Source organism: Saccharopolyspora sp. 6M (assembly GCF_020176775.1).
Lineage (GTDB): Bacteria > Actinomycetota > Actinomycetes > Mycobacteriales > Pseudonocardiaceae > Saccharopolyspora_C > Saccharopolyspora_C gregorii.
Map to the genome: position 1 here is coordinate 1 of NZ_JAIUJZ010000063.1, position 14,591 is coordinate 14,591.

The window sequence follows — 14,591 nt, forward strand, 5'->3', positions numbered from 1 at the left end:
TCTCTCTCTCTCCCCTGCGCCGCGGTGGGGGGGGTGGGGTGTGTTTTTGGCGGGCGGCGGGGGGGGGGCGGGGGGGGGGGGGGGGGCGCCCCCCCCCCCCCCCCCCCCCCCCCCCACGTCGGTCAGGAGACGACGTTGCGGAGGAACGTGGTGGTCCCCGCGGCGTCGTTGACGTAGGAGTACCGCTGCGCGCTGGAGTAGATCGCGTAGTCGCCCGCGTCCACGACCGCCACCTCGTCCTCGCGCTCGATGCGCAGCCGCCCGGCCGTCACGAAGACCATCTCGTGCCAGCCGGCGGGGTCCGGTTCGGCGTCGTAGCGGTCACCGGCGGCGAGGCTCCAGGTCCACAGCTGCGCCTGGTCACGAGCGGGCGCGCTGCCGAGCAGCACCGCGCGGCTGTCGGCCTCGGCGCCGCGCCACGCGGTCGCCTCGATCCTGCCGGGCGGGGCGGACGGCGGGCTGACGACCTCGACGAGGGTGGCGCCGAGGGTGCGGGCGAGCTTGTCGAGCCCGGAGAGGCCGATGTTCGCCTCGCCCGCTTCCAGGTTGATGATCGTGCGCCTGCTCAGCCCGGCTTCGGCGGCGAGCGCGGACTGGCTGAGCCCGGCCTCGTGGCGCAGTCGGCGGAGGTTGTCCGCGACGTGCACCAGGACGTCCGGGGGCGGCTCTTGCACGTGCAGGATTCTACACATAACGTGGTGCAATATGTTGCACATTCGAGTCGGGTGGTGAACCGGCACGAGCTGGCGCTGGTGGGCATCACCGTGATCTGGGGCGGGACGTTCCTGGTCATCCACACCGCCATGCGCTACTGCGGGCCGCTGTTCTTCGTCGGCGTGCGGTTCCTGGCCGCGGGCGTGCTCAGCCTCGTGGTGTTCCGCCGGGCGTTGCGGGGCATTAGCCCGCGGGAGCTGGGCGCCGGGGCGGCGATCGGCCTCACGATCTTCCTCGGCTACGGGTTGCAGACCTGGGGGTTGCAGACGATCAGCAGCAGTTCCTCGGCGTTCATCACCGCGCTGTACGTGCCGATGGTGCCGCTGCTGCAGTGGGCGGTGTTCCGCAAGGCGCCGCCGGTGCCGGCGCTGGTCGGTGCCGCGCTCGCCTTCGCCGGGCTGGTGCTGCTGGCCGGTCCCGGGGCGGCGGGGATCTCGATGAGCGGCGGGGAGCTCGCCACGCTCGTCGGCGCGGTGGCCATCGCCGCGGAGATCGTGCTGATCGGGACGTTCGCCGGGAAGGTCCGCCTCGGCGGGGTCACCGTGGTGCAGCTGCTGGTCAGCGGTGCGCTGTCGCTGGCGATGATGCCGGTGGCCGGTGAGGCGCTGCCCGCGTTCTCCTGGGTGTGGCTGGTGGCGGCGCTCGGGCTCGGCGCGGCGAGTTGCCTGATCCAGATCGCGATGAACTGGGCGCAGCGCGAGGTCCCGCCGACGCGTGCCACGATCATCTACGCGGGCGAACCCGTGTGGGGCGGGATCTTCGGTCGCCTGGCGGGGGATCGGCTGCCGGGGCTCGCGCTCGTCGGCGCCGCGCTGATCATCATTGGCACCCTGGTCAGCGAGCTGAAATCACGCCCGAAGTCCGAAGTGGACATTCCTGCCGCCGAACTGTCCGAGTCCACCACCCGCTGACCGGTCAGCCCCTGCCCCGGCCCGGACGTCTCCGGGTTCCGGGGCGCGTCAGCGGTCTGCCCCGACCGGCACGACCGCGCTGCCGGGTGGGGTAGGTGACGCGACCCGGCGGACCGCGCTCCGCTCGACGATCGTCGAGCTCGCGCGTCAGCCGCCGATCTCCTCGCCGAAGCGGAGCAGGGAGCGGAAGAAGTCGATCGGGGCGCTGAGCACCGAGCGGGCCCCGTCGCCGAGCGCTCCCCACCAGTGGTTCACCCCGCCCGCCGCGCCGCTCGGATCCTTCGCGATCACCGCGAGCAGCACGACCAACCCCAGCAGCACCAGCACGATCACCAGGGCGATCAGGCATCCGGTGTTGCGCAGCCGCTTGCGCCAGGACCCGCGCGCGGAACGTTCGGACATGGCGGCCCACCTTCGTCGAGTGGCACCGGACCCTAGAGCAACCGCGGCCCCGTGGGGAGACCCGCGACCGAATCGCCGCCGGATCGTCCCGCGAACGCCCGCGGCGAGACGATCGCCGACGGCGAGATCGACCGCGTCGCGGCTCCCCGCACCGCCTTCGCCTGACGGCCGCGGGTGATCGGTCCGCTCGTCCGCCGGGCGGGCCGTTCACCCGGGCGGGAGCGGGCGGTGTGGGAGGCTGCGGGAGTGGAGGGTGTCGAGACGTCGTCGATGAAGGAGCCGCGCTACCTGCGGATCGCCCGCGAGCTGGCGGCGGACATCGGGGCGCGCAGCTGGCCGCTGGGGGAGCGGATGCCGCCCGAACCCGAGTTGGCGGCCCGGTTCGGCGTCTCCCGCGAGACGTTGCGCACCGCGCTGCGCGAGGTTGAGTCCTGGGGCCTGGTGTCGCGGCGCAAGGGCGACGGCACCCGGGTGCGGCGGCTGGCCCCGGTGGAGCGCTTCGACACCTCGTTGAACAGCCTGGAAGAGCTGACCCAGTACGGCAGGGACGCGGTGCGGGAGGTCGCGGAGGTCGCGGAGGTCGCGGTGGACGCCGAGCTGGCGGCGGTGACCGGGTTCCCGGTGGGCGCGGCGCGCGCCCGGTTGACGACGCTGCGCCGGGCCGAGGAGGGCTCGGTGGTGTCCTGGTCGCAGGTGTACCTGGCGCCGGAGGACGCGGCGGTGGTGTCCGGCGAGTTGGGCCGCAGCACCCGGTTGATCAGCGACCTGCTGGCTGAGCGCACCGGCCGGACGACGCACCGGGTGGACCAGCAGGTGCGGGCGGTGCCGATGCCCGCGGAGCCGGCGGCGGCGCTCGGGCTGGAAACCGGTTGCCCGGCCTTGGAGTTCGTCCGGCGCTACTTCGACGCGGCGGGCGAGCTGTTCGAGGTGACGGTCGGGGTGCACCCGGGCGGCAGCTTCAGCTACCGCACGACGCTGGTCCGCTCCGGGCAGTAGTGCCCTGCGCGCGGGCATTGACAGGAGGGCACCGCAGCCTCAATTCTGTCTAGACAGAAACTGTCTAGACACAAAGAGGTGCAGGCATGAAGTCAGCGGAGCAGCTCCGCGACGGAGGCGCACCGGCCCGCCGCTCCCGCTGGTACACCGGCGTCGGCAACCAGGTGCTGATCTCGATCGTGCTGGGCATCGCCGTCGGTGCCGCGTTCCCCGGGTTCTCCGCCCACCTGAAGGTCGTCGGGGACGTCTTCCTCGACCTGATCAAGGTCGCGGTCGCGCCGCTGGTGTTCTTCACCATCGTGCTCGGCTTCGCCTCGGCCGGAGACCTGAAGAAGGCCGGGCGCACCGGACTCCTCGCCCTGGTCTACTTCGAGGTCGTCTCGACCGTCGCCCTGCTGCTGGGGCTGCTGGTGGGGAACCTGACCGGCGTCGGCACCGGAGCGGGCGCGCTGCGCGGCGCGCAGCACCCGGCGGCCCCGGACACCGGTGCGCACGAGGACTTCCTGGACACCGTGGTGCCGGACAACTTCGCCGGCGCGTTCACCTCCGGGCACCTGCTGCAGGTCGTGGTCATCGCCGTGCTGTTCGGCATCGGGTTGCTCTCGATGGCGCCCGTTGTGCGGACCCGGCTCGGCGCCGGGCTGGAGACCGCGTCCGAGGGCTTCTTCGCGATGATCGGCGTGATCATGCGGCTGGCGCCCCTCGGCACCTTCGGCGCCATCGCGTACTCGGTCGGCACCAACGGGTCCGCGATGCTGCTGGCCCTGGCCGAGCTGGTGGCCGAGTACTGGATCGTGGTCGCGCTGTTCGTCCTCGTCGTGCTCGGCGGGATCTGCCTGGCCATCGGGGTGAACGTGCTGCGCCTGCTGCGCGCGGTCCGCACCGAGCTGACGCTGGTGCTCGGCACGGCCTCCTCCGAGGCCGGGTTGCCCGGCCTGCTCAAGAAGCTCCCGCGGATGGGGATGTCGCAGCAGACCGTCGGGCTGGTGCTGCCGACCGGGTACGCGTTCAACCTCGACGGCACCTCGCTGTACATGGCGCTGTGCACGCTGTTCCTCGCCAACGCCTACGGCATCCCGATGGGGCTGGAGCAGCAGCTCGGCCTGCTGTTGATCATGCTGCTGACCTCGAAGGGCGCGGCGACCGTCTCCGGCGGGACGTTCGTGGTGTTCGCCTCCACGATCACCGCCACCGGCTACCTGCCCGTGGACGGCGTCGCGATCCTGTTCGGCGTGTACCGGGTGATGTCGATGGCGGTCTCCACCTGCAACACCTTCGGCAACGTGGTGGCCACGCTGGTGATCTCGCGGTGGAACGGCGACCTGGACCGGGACCGGTTGCGCGCCGTCCTGGCCGATCCGGCGCTGCTCGACCGGGAACCCGAACCCGAACAGATCGCCGCCGCGCGCGGCACCGACCCCACGACCTCCGGGAGCAACGCATGAGCAGCACCGTGTTCGACTCGGTCCTGTACCGGGAGATGTTCTCCACCGGCCCGATGCGCGAGGTCTTCAGCGACGCGAGCTTCCTCGCGCGGATGACCGAGACCGAGAGCGCCCTCGCCCGCGCGCAGGCCACCGTCGGCGTGGTCCCCGCCGAGGCGGCGCGCATCATCACCGACTCGGTCGACCCGGTCGCGCTCGACCTGGAACGGCTGCGCACCGAGACCGAGAACGTCGGCTACCCGGTGCTGCCGCTGGTCACCCAGCTCGCCGAGCAGTGCGGCGAGGCGGGCGGCTACCTGCACTGGGGCGCGACCACCCAGGACATCATGGACACCGCGACGATGTTGCAGTGCCGCGACGGGCTGGACCTCGTCGCCACCGCTCTCGATCGGGTGCGGGCGGTGCTGCGGCGGCTGGCCGCGGAGCACGTCGACTCGGTGGCGGCCGGGCGCACCCACCTGCAGCACGCGCTGCCGGTGACGTTCGGATTCCGGTGCGCCGTCTGGGTTTCCGCGCTGGACCGCCACGCCGAGCGGCTGGCCGCGGCCCGCGAACGCGACCTGATGGTCCAGTTCGGCGGGGCGGCCGGAACCCTGGCGTCCCTCGGCTCCGGGCCGGAGGGGCTCGCGGTCCGCGCGGCTCTCGCGGCCGAACTGGGGCTGCGCGACCCGGAGATCACCTGGCACGTGGCCCGGGACGGGCTCAACGAGATCGTGTCGCTGCTGGCGGCGATCGGCGGTTCGCTCGGCAAGATCGGGTGGGACGTGACGATGCTGTGCTCGTCCGAGTTCGGCGAGGTCGCCGAACCGTTCGTGCCCGGCCGCGGCGCGAGCTCCACCATGCCGCAGAAGCGCAACCCCATCTCCAGCGAGCTGATGGTGGCGGCGGCGAAGCTGCTGCGCGACCGGGCCGCCACCATGCTCGACGCGATGATGCAGGACTTCGAGCGGGCCACCGGGCCGTGGCACCTGGAGTGGGCGACCGTCCCGGAGGCGTTCCAGCTGGCCGCTTCCTCCTTGCACCAGGCCGAATTCATGCTCGGCGGCCTCGAAGTCGACGTCGACCGGATGCGCGCCAACACCGACCTGACCGGCGGTCTCATCGTCGCCGAGGCCGTGATGATGGCGGTCGCGCCCGAACTGGGCCGCCAGCGGGCGCACGAAGTGGTCTACGACGCCTGCCGCCGCGCCATCGAGGGCGGGCAGGACCTCGCCACCGAGCTGCGCGGGCACCCGGAACTGGTGGAGCGGCTCGGCGAGCGGCGCATCGACGAGCTCTGCGACCCCGCCAACTACCTCGGCAGCGCCCGCGCCATGACGCGGGGCGTGGTCGGCGGCTGACCCACCGCCGGGTTCCACCGCGGACCGCGCGGTGGACCCCGGCGGAACCGTCAGGAACCCAGCACGAACGGGTCCCGCGCCGGGCTCTCGTCGGTGTTGATCCAGACGCTCTTGAGCCTGGTGTACTCGCGCAGCACCTCGGTGCCGTGCTCGATGCCGACCCCGCTCTGCTTGAACCCGGAGCGCGGCGACATCGGCGACATCGCGCGGTAGGTGTTCACCCACACCGTCCCGGCCTCCAGCACCGAGGCGAGCCGGTGCGCCCGCGCCAGGTCCCGCGTCCACACCCCGGCGGCCAGCCCGTAGGTGGTGTCGTTGGCCAGCGCCACCACCTCGTCCTCGGTGTCGAACGGCATCACCGTGAGCACCGGGCCGAAGATCTCCTCCTGGCAGACCCGCATCCCGTTGTCGGTGTCCACGAACACGGTGGGGGAGTAGAAGTAGCCGTCCAGGCCCACGTCCGGCCGCTCGCCGCCGGTCAGCACCCGGCCGCCCTCTTCGCGGCCGATCCGCACGTACTCCTCGATCTTGTCCCGCTGGTCGCCGAACGCGACCGGGCCGAGCTCGGTCTCCGGCTCCAGCGGGTCGCCGATCTTGATGGTGGCGGCGCGGGCCGCGACCTTCTCCAGCACCTCGTCGTAGACGCCGCGCTGCAGGAAGACCCGGCTGCCCGCGATGCAGGTCTGCCCGGCGGCGGCGAAGATCCCGGCGACGATGCCCATCGCGGCGCTGTCGGTGTCGGCGTCGTCGAAGACGATGTTCGGCGACTTGCCGCCCAGCTCCAGCGTCACCGGCACGAACCGGGAACCGCAGGCGGCGGAGATCCGCGAACCGGTCGCGGTGCTGCCGGTGAAGCTGAGCTTCGCGACCTGCGGGTGCTCCACCAGCGCGTTCCCGGCGTCCGCGCCGAATCCGGTGACCACGTTGACCACGCCCGGCGGGAAACCGGCCTGCTCGAACAGCGGCACCAGCTTCAGCACCGACGCCGAGGTGTGCTCGGACGGCTTGATCACCACGGTGTTGCCCGCGGCCAGCGCCGGCGCGATCTTCGCGGTGGTCAGCATCAGCGGCGAGTTCCACGGGGTGATCGCCCCGACCACGCCCACCGGCTCGCGCTGGGTGTAGTTGAGCAGCTTGGTGCTGTTCGCGGGGATGACCTCGCCGTGGATCTTGTCGGCGTAACCGGCGTAGTAGTAGAAGTACTCCGGGATCCCGGCCAGCTGGGACCGCATCTCGCGCAGCAGCTTGCCGTTGTCCAGGGTCTCGGTGCGGGCCAGGTCCTCGGCGTTCTCGGTGATGAGGTCGCCGAGCCTGCGCAGCAACCGCCCGCGCGCGGTCTGGGACAGGTCGCGCCAGGACGGCGCCTCGAACGCCGCCCGCGCGGCGCGCACCGCGCGGTCCACGTCGGCCTCGGTGCCGCGCGCCGCCTCGTACCAGGGCTGCGCGGTGGTCGGGTTGGTGCTGGCGAAGTAGCCGCCTTCGGCCGGGGCGACCCACTCGCCTGCGATGTAGTGCTCGTAGCGGGGGAGTTCGGTGCTCATCTCAACGCTCCACGGTCGTGCGGGTGAGGTGCGTGCGGATCTCGGCGACCAGTCGGTCCGGCCGTTCCAGCGGCAGCAGGTGCCGGGCGCCGGGGACGACGACGGCGTGCGCCTCCGGGATGGTCGCGGCCAAGTGCTCGGTCATCGCGGGCGTCGAACCGGGGTCCTCGGCACCGGTGATCGCCAGCGTCGGTGCCGTGATCCCCGGCAGCAGCGGGGCCAGTTCGCGGTCCGCCGTCGCGAAGATCCGGTAGCAGGCCAGGTAGTCGTCGAGGTCGTTGCCCAGCAGGGTGGTGCGCAGCCGGTCGGCCAGTTCCGGTTCGCGCGCCTGCCAGTCCGGGCTCATCCACCGCTGCACGGCGGCCTCCGCGGTCCCGGCGAAGTCCTGCGCCACGCCGCGCAGCCGGTCGCCGACCGCGGCCGACTGCTCCGGGCTGCGGGCGGCCACCGAGCTCACCAGCACCAGCGACCGCACCAGCTCCGGGTGGCGCACCGCGAGGCACTGCGCCACCAGCGCGCCGAGCGAGAACCCGACCAGGTGGGCGGGACCGCTCAGCCGCCGCGCCACCGCCGCGGCGAGGTCGTCGAGCTCCGCGTCCGGCTCGACGGCCCCGCCCGCGCCGTGGCCCGGCAGGTCCGGGGCCAGCACCGGGTTGTCCCGGGCCAGCTCCGGCGCGCACCGGTCCCACATGCGGTGGTCCAGGCCGACGCCGTGCAGCAGGACCAGCTGGTCGGTCATCGCTCGCTCGACAGCGGGGCGAGCCGCGCCTGCGGGCGGCCCTGCGCCGCCGCGGCCAGGCCGACCACGATCTCGTCGGCGCGCGGTGCGTCGGCCAGCCGCACCTCGATGCTCTGGTGGTGCGAGCGGATCGTCGCGTCGGTGATGTGCTTGAGCGGGATGTCGAAGGTGGTGCCGGCCGCCGCGCGCTTCTCCACCGCGGGCAGCAGCGTGGTGGCGCTCGCGGCCTGCCGGAAGTGGTCGCCGAACTTCAAGGTGTGGATCAGCGCCGACCCGTGCTCGACCTCGCCGTCCAGCCCGACGATCGCGGCCTTGCCGTAGGCCTCGATCGGCTCGCCCAGCGCCTCCACCACGCGGGGTGCGAGCAGGGCGCCCAGCGGGGACGCGAACTCCTCGATGCCGGGCGCGAGGTCCGCCACGAACCCCTCGCCGGCCCACGGGTTCTGCAGCACCGCCAGCACCACCGCGGTGCGCGCCCGCGGGTCCACCGGGCGGCCGCCTTCGGTGAGCACGTCCTCGGTGTAGCTCACGATCTTGCGGATGTTCATCGGTCCTCCAGGTCTGCCAGCCGCACCACCGGATCCGTCTTGCGGTCGCCGATGCGGGCGTTGGGGCGCGGTCCGGTCGACGCGGCCGCGATGACGACGATCTCGTCGTCGGCGGGCGCGTCCGGGATGCGCACCGGGATGGTCTGGTAGTGCGAGCGGGTGGCCGCGTCGGTCTTGTGCCAGATCGGCACGGTCAGCGTGGTCCCGGCGGGCCCGCGCTCGTCGGAGAACACGATGACCGCGGTGCCGCCCGCCAGTTCCCGCAGCACGTTGCCGAAGTACGGGGTGTGGATCAGCGCCGCGCCGTGCTCGATCTCGCCGTCCAGGCCGACGATGGCGGCCTTGCCGAACGCGGTGATCTCGGCCTCGCCGCCGTTCGCCGTGGTCAGCGCCGCGGTGAGCTCGTCGTGCAGGGTGCGGGCGAGGCCGGGCGCGATCCGCTCCACCTCCGCGGAGAGGTCCGCGACGTGGCCGCGGCCCGCCCACGGGTTCGGGATCACCGCGGCCGCGGCGGCGCGGTGCGCGGTGGACTCCACCGGGGAGCCCAGCTCGCGCAGCACGGTCTCCGTCGTGGTGACGACCTTGCGCGGCCCGCTCACGAGCCGGAGCCCTGGAAGCGCGGCATGACCTTCTCGGTGAACAGTTCGAGGCTGCGCATCGCGTGCTCGTGGCGCAGGCCGGGGTGCGTGGTCCACAGCAGCAGGTGCTCCAGGTTCAGCTCCTCCTGCAGCTCCTCGATCTTGCCCGCCACGTGCTCCGGGGTGCCGACGAGCAGGTTGCGCTGCTCCAGGAACTCGAAGGACAGCTCGTGGGCGTCGGTGAGCTCCTCACCGGCCTCCATCAGGTTGCCCAGCCCGCGCCAGTGGGTGATCCACTTGTAGGAGGTCAGCAGCGCCTCCTCGAACTGGGCGCGGGCCTGCTCCATGGTGTCGGCGACGAACACGTCGCGGACCAGGCCGATGCCCTCGCCCAGCGCCAGGTCCCGGCCCGCCGCCTGCGCGGAGTCCTTGTACAGCTGGAAGCGGTCCTTGAGCGCCGAGATCGGCGGCAGCCAGAACAGCCCCTGCACGCCCTGCTGGGCGGCGGTCTGGATGGACCGCGGGCTGTCGATCACCTGCCACAGCGGCGGGTGCGGGCGCTGGTAGGGGCGCGGGGTGACGGCGAGCTTGGTGATCACGCCGTCCTCGGTGAACTCCGGGGTGGCGGGCGAGAGCGGGTGCTCCCAGCGCACGCCGGGGGCCGGGAAGGTGTAGAAGCGCCCGTCGTGCGAGAAGAACTCGTTCGACCACGCCTTCTGCAGGATCTCCACGGTCTCGTCGAACAGCGCCCGGTTCTGCTCCTGGTCGCGCGGGTCGGCGAGCGTGTTGAGGTTCAGCGCCTCCCGCCCGTAGAGCCCGCGGCCCAGGCCGACCTCGACGCGGCCGCCGGAGAGCTGGTCGAGCTGCGCGATGTCCTCGGCCAGCCGCAGCGGGTGCCAGAACGTGGCGATGTTCGCGGCCTGCCCGATGCGGATGTTCTCGGTGCGGGCGGCGATGTCCGCGCCCATCAGCACCGGGTTCGCGATCAGCTCGTAGCCCTCGTGGCCGAAGTGGTGCTCGGTGTACCAGATGGACCAGAACCCGGCCTGGTCCGCGTACCGCGCGAACTCCCGGGTCTCGTTCATGACCTGGTCGTACTCGCCGAACCGCCCGGGTGCGCCGAGGTTGTGGAAGATGGAGAAACGCATGTCTGCCTCCACGTCGAGGAGAGGGATCCGCACCGGACGGTGCGCGGGTGCCGCGGAGACCGGACGGGCGCGGGGATCGCGCCGCCGGGCGGGCGTGCTCGGGGGACCACCGCCGGGAGAGCTCCCCGCGGTGGCCGGTCTTCTCTTGCCGGGGCCGAAGCCGGATCACTCCGGGGCGGGCTGCTCCCGGTGGGTCATGGCCTCGCGCTCGCTGCACCGGACGTGGTCGCGCATGGCCTGCTCGGCGCCGAACGCGTCCTTGTCCACGATCCGCTTGAACACCTCGTGGTGCTCGTGCAGCGAGGCGCCCAGCCGCCCCGGGTGGCGCAACGTGTTCATCACGACCCGGTGGTAGGCGAGCTGGTTCATCAGCATCTGGTAGTGCTCGGCGAGCCTGCTGTTGTCCGCGCCCTGGATGACCAGGCCGTGGAAGTCGTGCACCAGCTGGGCGTAGCGCTCCACGTCGCCGTCGGCGACGGCGCGTTCGGACTCGGCGAGGTTGTCGCGCAGCAGATCGACCTCCGCGACGCGGCCCCGCTGCGCCAGCAGCTGCACGCCGAGCCCCTCCAGTACCGCCTTCAGCTGGAACAGCTCGCCGAGCTCGCGCCGGGACGGTTCGCGCACGAAGCTGCCGACCCGGGGGACGACCTCGACCAGACCTTCGGTCTGGAGCTGCTGGAGGGCTTCCCTGATGGGAGTCCGGCTCGTGCCGTAGGTCTCGGCGAGGGTGCCCTCCGACAGCAGCGCACCGGGCTGGTGCTCGCCGCGGATGATCGCCTCGCGCAAACCGTCCAGCACTCGGGCCCGAGCGCCCCGGGCTTGCATACTAGCGGCCCGTGTTCCGGTCTCTTGCATGGCAGGCACGCTAGCCAGACCGTGCTGGGCAGGTCAATGGGAACCCGTGATTTTTTCGCGGTACCGCCTGGTGATCGATGATCTGGCCAGTGGATCCCAGGTGGATTCTTGACAGTGACCTGGTCCACTCGTAGCGTCCCGCTGACATACAAGCAGGCTCGGTCGGACGGGCACTCGATCCGGACGGGGGACGAAGCGTTGGTCGATGCGGCGGAACCCGGAACCGGTGACCTGGCCAGGGCGGTGGACGTGCTGGCCGCGGAACTGGAACTGCTCACCGGCCACCGGCCGGTGCGGCGGCGACTCGTTCCCGGCCAGGCCCACGTGCACCGGATCGCGCTGACCTGGTGCGGCCGCCGGGACGAACCGGAGGTCTGCCTCCAGGTCCTCGCCCACCCGGCCGCCACCGGCACCGACCCCGGCTGGCTGCCCGCGGAAGCGGGTGCGCTGGCCGAATCGGTCGACATCAAGGCCCGCGCCGAGCGGTTCAAGGACCGCGACACCGGGATCGCGGCCTGGACCGGGCGGACCGGGCCGGGCTACCACCTCGTGCTGCTCGACACCGCGGGCGACCGGACCCGCGCCGAGCTGGACGGCAGGTGCGCGGCGCTGGAGGCCGGGTACCTCGACGGCGCCGGCTGGATGCGCTTGTACACCGACGGAAGGTTCGGCGAGGGAACGTTCACCCGAGTCGTGGAGCGCGTGCGCAACGACGTGCGCAGCCGCCTGGGCATCCCCGGCGGGCGCGCGCCGAACAGGAACCAGGGCCTGTGCTGACCCTGGACGGGCATCGAAGGAGTGACACATGGCCGCAGGACAGGACTCGCCGCGCAAGCAGCGGATCCGCGCAGCGTGGACCGCGTGCTGGGACCGCGGGGACGTCGACGCGCTCGACGAGCTGCTGGCCCCGGGCTACGCGCGGACCTCGGCGTCCGACGGCGCGGTGCAGGACCGCGCAGGCTTCAAGGAATCCATCCTGACCACCAGGGAGGCGTTCCCCGACCTCACCACCGAGGTGGAGGAACTGGTGGAGGAGGGCGACCGGGTGGTGATCCGCTGGCGCAGCCGCGGCACTCACACCGAGACCTTCCTGGACGTGCCGCCCACCGGCCGCGCCGTCGAGGTCGTCGGCGTCACCTTCGCCACCTTCGACGGCGACCGGGTGACCGCGGAATGGGTCACCTGGGACCCGCGCCAGCTGCTGCGGGCGCTGGGCATCATCTCGATCGGGGAGGGAAACCGATGAGCACGCGGACCGAGCAGGCCGTCGACCCCGCCGCGGTGCGCGAGGTGCACCGCCGCTTCGTCACCGGCGTCACCGTGGTGACCGCGATGGACGGCGAAGTGCCGCGCGGGCTCGCCGTGAACGCGTTCTGCAGCGTCTCGCTGGAACCGCCGATGGTGATGGTCTGCGTGCAGACCACCTCCAGCACCTACCCGGCGCTGGTGCGCGCGAGCCACCTCGGCATCAACATCCTCGCCGCCGACCAGCTGCCCGTCGCGGGAGTCTTCGCCTCCAAGAACACCGACAAGTTCGCCGAGGTCGACTGGTCGCCCGGCCCGCACGGTTCGCCGCTGCTGACCGGCTCGGCGGCCGCCGTCGAAGTGGAGATCGGGGAACGGCTGCGCGCCGCCACCCACACCGTGTTCGTCGGCCGCATCGTGCAGGCCGAGCACCGCGACGTCGATCCGCTGGTGTACCGGGCCGGGAAGTTCTTCGCGCCCGCCGACATGACCCCGCTCAGCCCCTGAACCCGATCCCCGCCTGCGAGGCCGACCCCGGTCCCGCCTCGCACGCCGAGCCGTTCCGGCTCTCAGCACTGGAGAGACCATGACGCACGAGTCAGCGCCGACTCCGCAGCCCGCGTACGGCGAATCGGTGACGACGGTCGAGCCGTTCGGCGTCGACCACATCCCCGATTCCGAACGCCACGGCAAGCCGAGTTCCCAGTTCTTCGTCTGGTTCGCGGCGAACCTCAACTTCCCGATCATGATGCTCGGGTTCAACGCCATCGCCCTCGGGCTCAGCTTCACCGCCGCCGTCACCGCGGTCGCCGCCGGTGCCCTCGCCGGGTCGCTGCTGATGGCGACCATGTCCCGGATGGGCGTGCGGCTCGGCGTGCCGCAGCAGATCCAGGCCCGCGGCCCGCTCGGGTTCCTCGGCAACTTCATCCCGGTCGCCTACATCAACGTCTTCGCCGGGGTCGGCTGGGCATCGGTGACGGTGATCCTCGGTGGCAAGGCCATCGCCGAGCTGCTGCCGGTGCCGTTCTGGGTGGGGTCGCTGCTGCTGACGCTGGTGCAGCTGGTGGTGGCGATCTACGGATACAACATGATCCACTACCTGGAGCGGATCCTGGCGTTCGTGCTGCTCGCCCTGTTCCTGCTCATCACCGTGGTCGCGCTGGCGCGCGGCGCCGGCACGTTCCACGCCGACGCCACCGCCGACGGCTACATCGGCGGCTGGGGCGGGTGGATCACCTTCGCCGGCGCCTTCTTCGCGTTCCTGGTGGCCTGGTCGCCGTTCGCCTCCGACTACTCCCGCTACCTGCCGGACACCAAGCGCAGCGGGAAGCTGACCGCGCTGTTCACCGGGCTCGGCACGTTCATCACCGTGTTCTGGCTGGGCGTGGTGGGCGCGCTGCTGGGCAACAGCGCCACCACCAGCGACTCGATCGCGGCGCTGCACCAGCTCACCGGGCCGTTCGCGGTGCCCGCGCTGGCCGCGGTGATCCTCTCGGCGCTGTCGCAGAACTTCCTCAACGTCTACGGCGGGGCGATCTCGCTGCAGACGCTGCGGGTGCCGCTGACCCGGCCGCAGGGCGTGGCGCTGATCTGCGTGCTCGGCTTCCTGATCAGCCTGTGGGGCGAGACGGGGATCGAGGCGAAGTTCGAGGTCTTCCTGAGCCTGACCGCGTACTTCATCGCGCCGTTCGCCACGGTGCTGCTGCTGGACTACTACGTGGGCGGGCGTTCGGACCGCAGCCGCATCGGCGAGCTCTACGACCGGAGCCGCGTCGTGGGCTGGGGCTTCGTGGCCTGGGCGGCCGGGGTGCTGCTGTCGGTGCCGTTCTGGCACTCGGCGCTCTACACCGGGCCGATCGCCGCGGCGCACCCGGAGTGGGGTTCGCTCGGCAACTACGTCGCCGCCGCGGTGGCCGCGATCGTGTACCTGGCCACCCGCCGGTTGCCGTACCTGTGGGTGCGGGGTTCGGCGCGGCGCAGCGGTGACGAGGTTCCGGCGACGTCGAAGTCCTGACGCCCCGCGGGGCGCGAACCCGGGCCCGGGGGGGGGGGGGGGGGCGCGGGGGGGGCGGGGCGCGGGCGGGGGGGGGGGGGGGGGGGCGGGGGGCGGCGGCGGGGGGGCGGGGGGC

Annotated in this window: 16 protein-coding genes; 8 read left to right on the top strand and 8 right to left on the bottom strand. The window is 72.3% G+C overall.

The window, feature by feature from the left end; genetic code table 11:
* Positions 1-122 precede the first annotated feature (122 nt).
* Entirely contained in the window at positions 123-674 is a 552-nt protein-coding gene (locus LCD31_RS10345; protein WP_224957591.1) for an XRE family transcriptional regulator, read from the bottom strand.
* A 54-nt stretch (positions 675-728) separates the two neighbouring features.
* On the opposite strand from LCD31_RS10345, the gene LCD31_RS10350 reads away from it, so the two are divergent.
* The gene (locus tag LCD31_RS10350; RefSeq protein WP_224957592.1) at positions 729-1,625 is read left to right on the top strand and encodes a DMT family transporter; all 897 of its coding nucleotides are present in this window, start codon (positions 729-731) and stop codon (positions 1,623-1,625) included.
* Between the two features lie 147 nt (positions 1,626-1,772).
* On the opposite strand, the gene LCD31_RS10355 is transcribed toward LCD31_RS10350, so the two are convergent.
* Entirely contained in the window at positions 1,773-2,027 is a 255-nt protein-coding gene (locus tag LCD31_RS10355; protein WP_224957593.1) for a hypothetical protein, read from the bottom strand.
* Positions 2,028-2,297: 270 nt separating this feature from the next.
* Here LCD31_RS10355 and LCD31_RS10360 point away from each other — a divergent pair, with 270 nt between their 5' ends.
* The 3 genes from LCD31_RS10360 (at position 2,298) to LCD31_RS10370 (ending at position 5,808) form a co-directional block, all read left to right on the top strand.
* Positions 2,298-3,023 carry a GntR family transcriptional regulator gene (locus tag LCD31_RS10360; RefSeq protein ID WP_224957594.1) on the top strand — a complete coding sequence of 242 codons (726 nt, stop codon included), beginning with the start codon at positions 2,298-2,300 and terminating at the stop codon, positions 3,021-3,023.
* An 86-nt stretch (positions 3,024-3,109) separates the two neighbouring features.
* Positions 3,110-4,468, top strand: a complete 1,359-nt coding sequence (locus tag LCD31_RS10365) for a cation:dicarboxylate symporter family transporter (protein ID WP_224957595.1) — start codon at positions 3,110-3,112, stop codon at positions 4,466-4,468.
* Positions 4,465-5,808 carry an adenylosuccinate lyase family protein gene (locus LCD31_RS10370; protein WP_224957596.1) on the top strand — a complete coding sequence of 448 codons (1,344 nt, stop codon included), beginning with the start codon at positions 4,465-4,467 and terminating at the stop codon, positions 5,806-5,808. Before LCD31_RS10365 ends, LCD31_RS10370 begins: the two co-directional genes overlap by 4 nt.
* A gap of 50 nt (positions 5,809-5,858) precedes the next feature.
* On the opposite strand, the gene LCD31_RS10375 is transcribed toward LCD31_RS10370, so the two are convergent.
* The 6 genes from LCD31_RS10375 to LCD31_RS10400 all read right to left on the bottom strand — a co-directional run bounded on the left by LCD31_RS10375 (position 5,859) and on the right by LCD31_RS10400 (position 11,160).
* The gene (locus tag LCD31_RS10375; protein WP_224957597.1) at positions 5,859-7,349 is read right to left on the bottom strand and encodes an aldehyde dehydrogenase; all 1,491 of its coding nucleotides are present in this window, start codon (positions 7,347-7,349) and stop codon (positions 5,859-5,861) included.
* A 1-nt stretch (position 7,350) separates the two neighbouring features.
* Complete coding sequence (locus tag LCD31_RS10380; RefSeq protein WP_224957598.1) at positions 7,351-8,088, bottom strand: alpha/beta fold hydrolase; 738 nt, start codon at positions 8,086-8,088, stop codon at positions 7,351-7,353.
* Positions 8,085-8,636: an amino acid synthesis family protein gene (locus tag LCD31_RS10385; RefSeq protein ID WP_224957600.1), complete on the bottom strand. Its 552-nt coding sequence runs from the start codon at positions 8,634-8,636 to the stop codon at positions 8,085-8,087. The genes LCD31_RS10380 and LCD31_RS10385 overlap by 4 nt, the downstream gene beginning before the upstream one ends.
* Positions 8,633-9,235 carry an amino acid synthesis family protein gene (locus LCD31_RS10390; RefSeq protein WP_224957602.1) on the bottom strand — a complete coding sequence of 201 codons (603 nt, stop codon included), beginning with the start codon at positions 9,233-9,235 and terminating at the stop codon, positions 8,633-8,635. Before LCD31_RS10390 ends, LCD31_RS10385 begins: the two co-directional genes overlap by 4 nt.
* A complete protein-coding gene (locus tag LCD31_RS10395) occupies positions 9,232-10,362 on the bottom strand; it encodes an LLM class flavin-dependent oxidoreductase (RefSeq protein ID WP_224957604.1) in 1,131 nt (376 codons plus the stop codon). The genes LCD31_RS10390 and LCD31_RS10395 overlap by 4 nt, the downstream gene beginning before the upstream one ends.
* Positions 10,363-10,527: 165 nt before the next feature.
* Complete coding sequence (locus LCD31_RS10400) at positions 10,528-11,160, bottom strand: GntR family transcriptional regulator (RefSeq protein ID WP_308011329.1); 633 nt, start codon at positions 11,158-11,160, stop codon at positions 10,528-10,530.
* Between the two features lie 255 nt (positions 11,161-11,415).
* Here LCD31_RS10400 and LCD31_RS10405 point away from each other — a divergent pair, with 255 nt between their 5' ends.
* From LCD31_RS10405 to LCD31_RS10420, 4 genes are all read left to right on the top strand, one after another.
* The gene (locus LCD31_RS10405) at positions 11,416-11,994 is read left to right on the top strand and encodes a hypothetical protein (RefSeq protein ID WP_224957606.1); all 579 of its coding nucleotides are present in this window, start codon (positions 11,416-11,418) and stop codon (positions 11,992-11,994) included.
* A 28-nt stretch (positions 11,995-12,022) separates the two neighbouring features.
* Complete coding sequence (locus LCD31_RS10410; protein WP_224957607.1) at positions 12,023-12,463, top strand: ester cyclase; 441 nt, start codon at positions 12,023-12,025, stop codon at positions 12,461-12,463.
* Positions 12,460-12,969, top strand: coding sequence for a flavin reductase family protein (locus tag LCD31_RS10415; RefSeq protein ID WP_224957608.1), 510 nt, complete (start codon positions 12,460-12,462; stop codon positions 12,967-12,969). Before LCD31_RS10410 ends, LCD31_RS10415 begins: the two co-directional genes overlap by 4 nt.
* 79 nt (positions 12,970-13,048) lie before the next feature.
* Positions 13,049-14,476, top strand: coding sequence for a cytosine permease (locus LCD31_RS10420; protein ID WP_224957609.1), 1,428 nt, complete (start codon positions 13,049-13,051; stop codon positions 14,474-14,476).
* The last annotated feature ends 115 nt before the right edge of the window (positions 14,477-14,591 follow it).

Excerpts from the sequence above, each read along its gene's own strand:
- LCD31_RS10410 (WP_224957607.1), top strand. The coding sequence starts at position 12,023 with ATGGCCGCAGGACAGGACTCGCCGCGCAAGCAGCGGATCCGCGCAGCG.
- LCD31_RS10380 (WP_224957598.1), bottom strand. The coding sequence starts at position 8,088 with ATGACCGACCAGCTGGTCCTGCTGCACGGCGTCGGCCTGGACCACCGC.
- LCD31_RS10415 (WP_224957608.1), top strand. The coding sequence starts at position 12,460 with ATGAGCACGCGGACCGAGCAGGCCGTCGACCCCGCCGCGGTGCGCGAG.
- LCD31_RS10375 (WP_224957597.1), bottom strand. The coding sequence starts at position 7,349 with ATGAGCACCGAACTCCCCCGCTACGAGCACTACATCGCAGGCGAGTGG.
- LCD31_RS10395 (WP_224957604.1), bottom strand. The coding sequence starts at position 10,362 with ATGCGTTTCTCCATCTTCCACAACCTCGGCGCACCCGGGCGGTTCGGC.
- LCD31_RS10365 (WP_224957595.1), top strand. The coding sequence starts at position 3,110 with ATGAAGTCAGCGGAGCAGCTCCGCGACGGAGGCGCACCGGCCCGCCGC.
- LCD31_RS10355 (WP_224957593.1), bottom strand. The coding sequence starts at position 2,027 with ATGTCCGAACGTTCCGCGCGCGGGTCCTGGCGCAAGCGGCTGCGCAAC.
- LCD31_RS10420 (WP_224957609.1), top strand. The coding sequence starts at position 13,049 with ATGACGCACGAGTCAGCGCCGACTCCGCAGCCCGCGTACGGCGAATCG.
- LCD31_RS10360 (WP_224957594.1), top strand. The coding sequence starts at position 2,298 with ATGAAGGAGCCGCGCTACCTGCGGATCGCCCGCGAGCTGGCGGCGGAC.
- LCD31_RS10370 (WP_224957596.1), top strand. The coding sequence starts at position 4,465 with ATGAGCAGCACCGTGTTCGACTCGGTCCTGTACCGGGAGATGTTCTCC.
- LCD31_RS10385 (WP_224957600.1), bottom strand. The coding sequence starts at position 8,636 with ATGAACATCCGCAAGATCGTGAGCTACACCGAGGACGTGCTCACCGAA.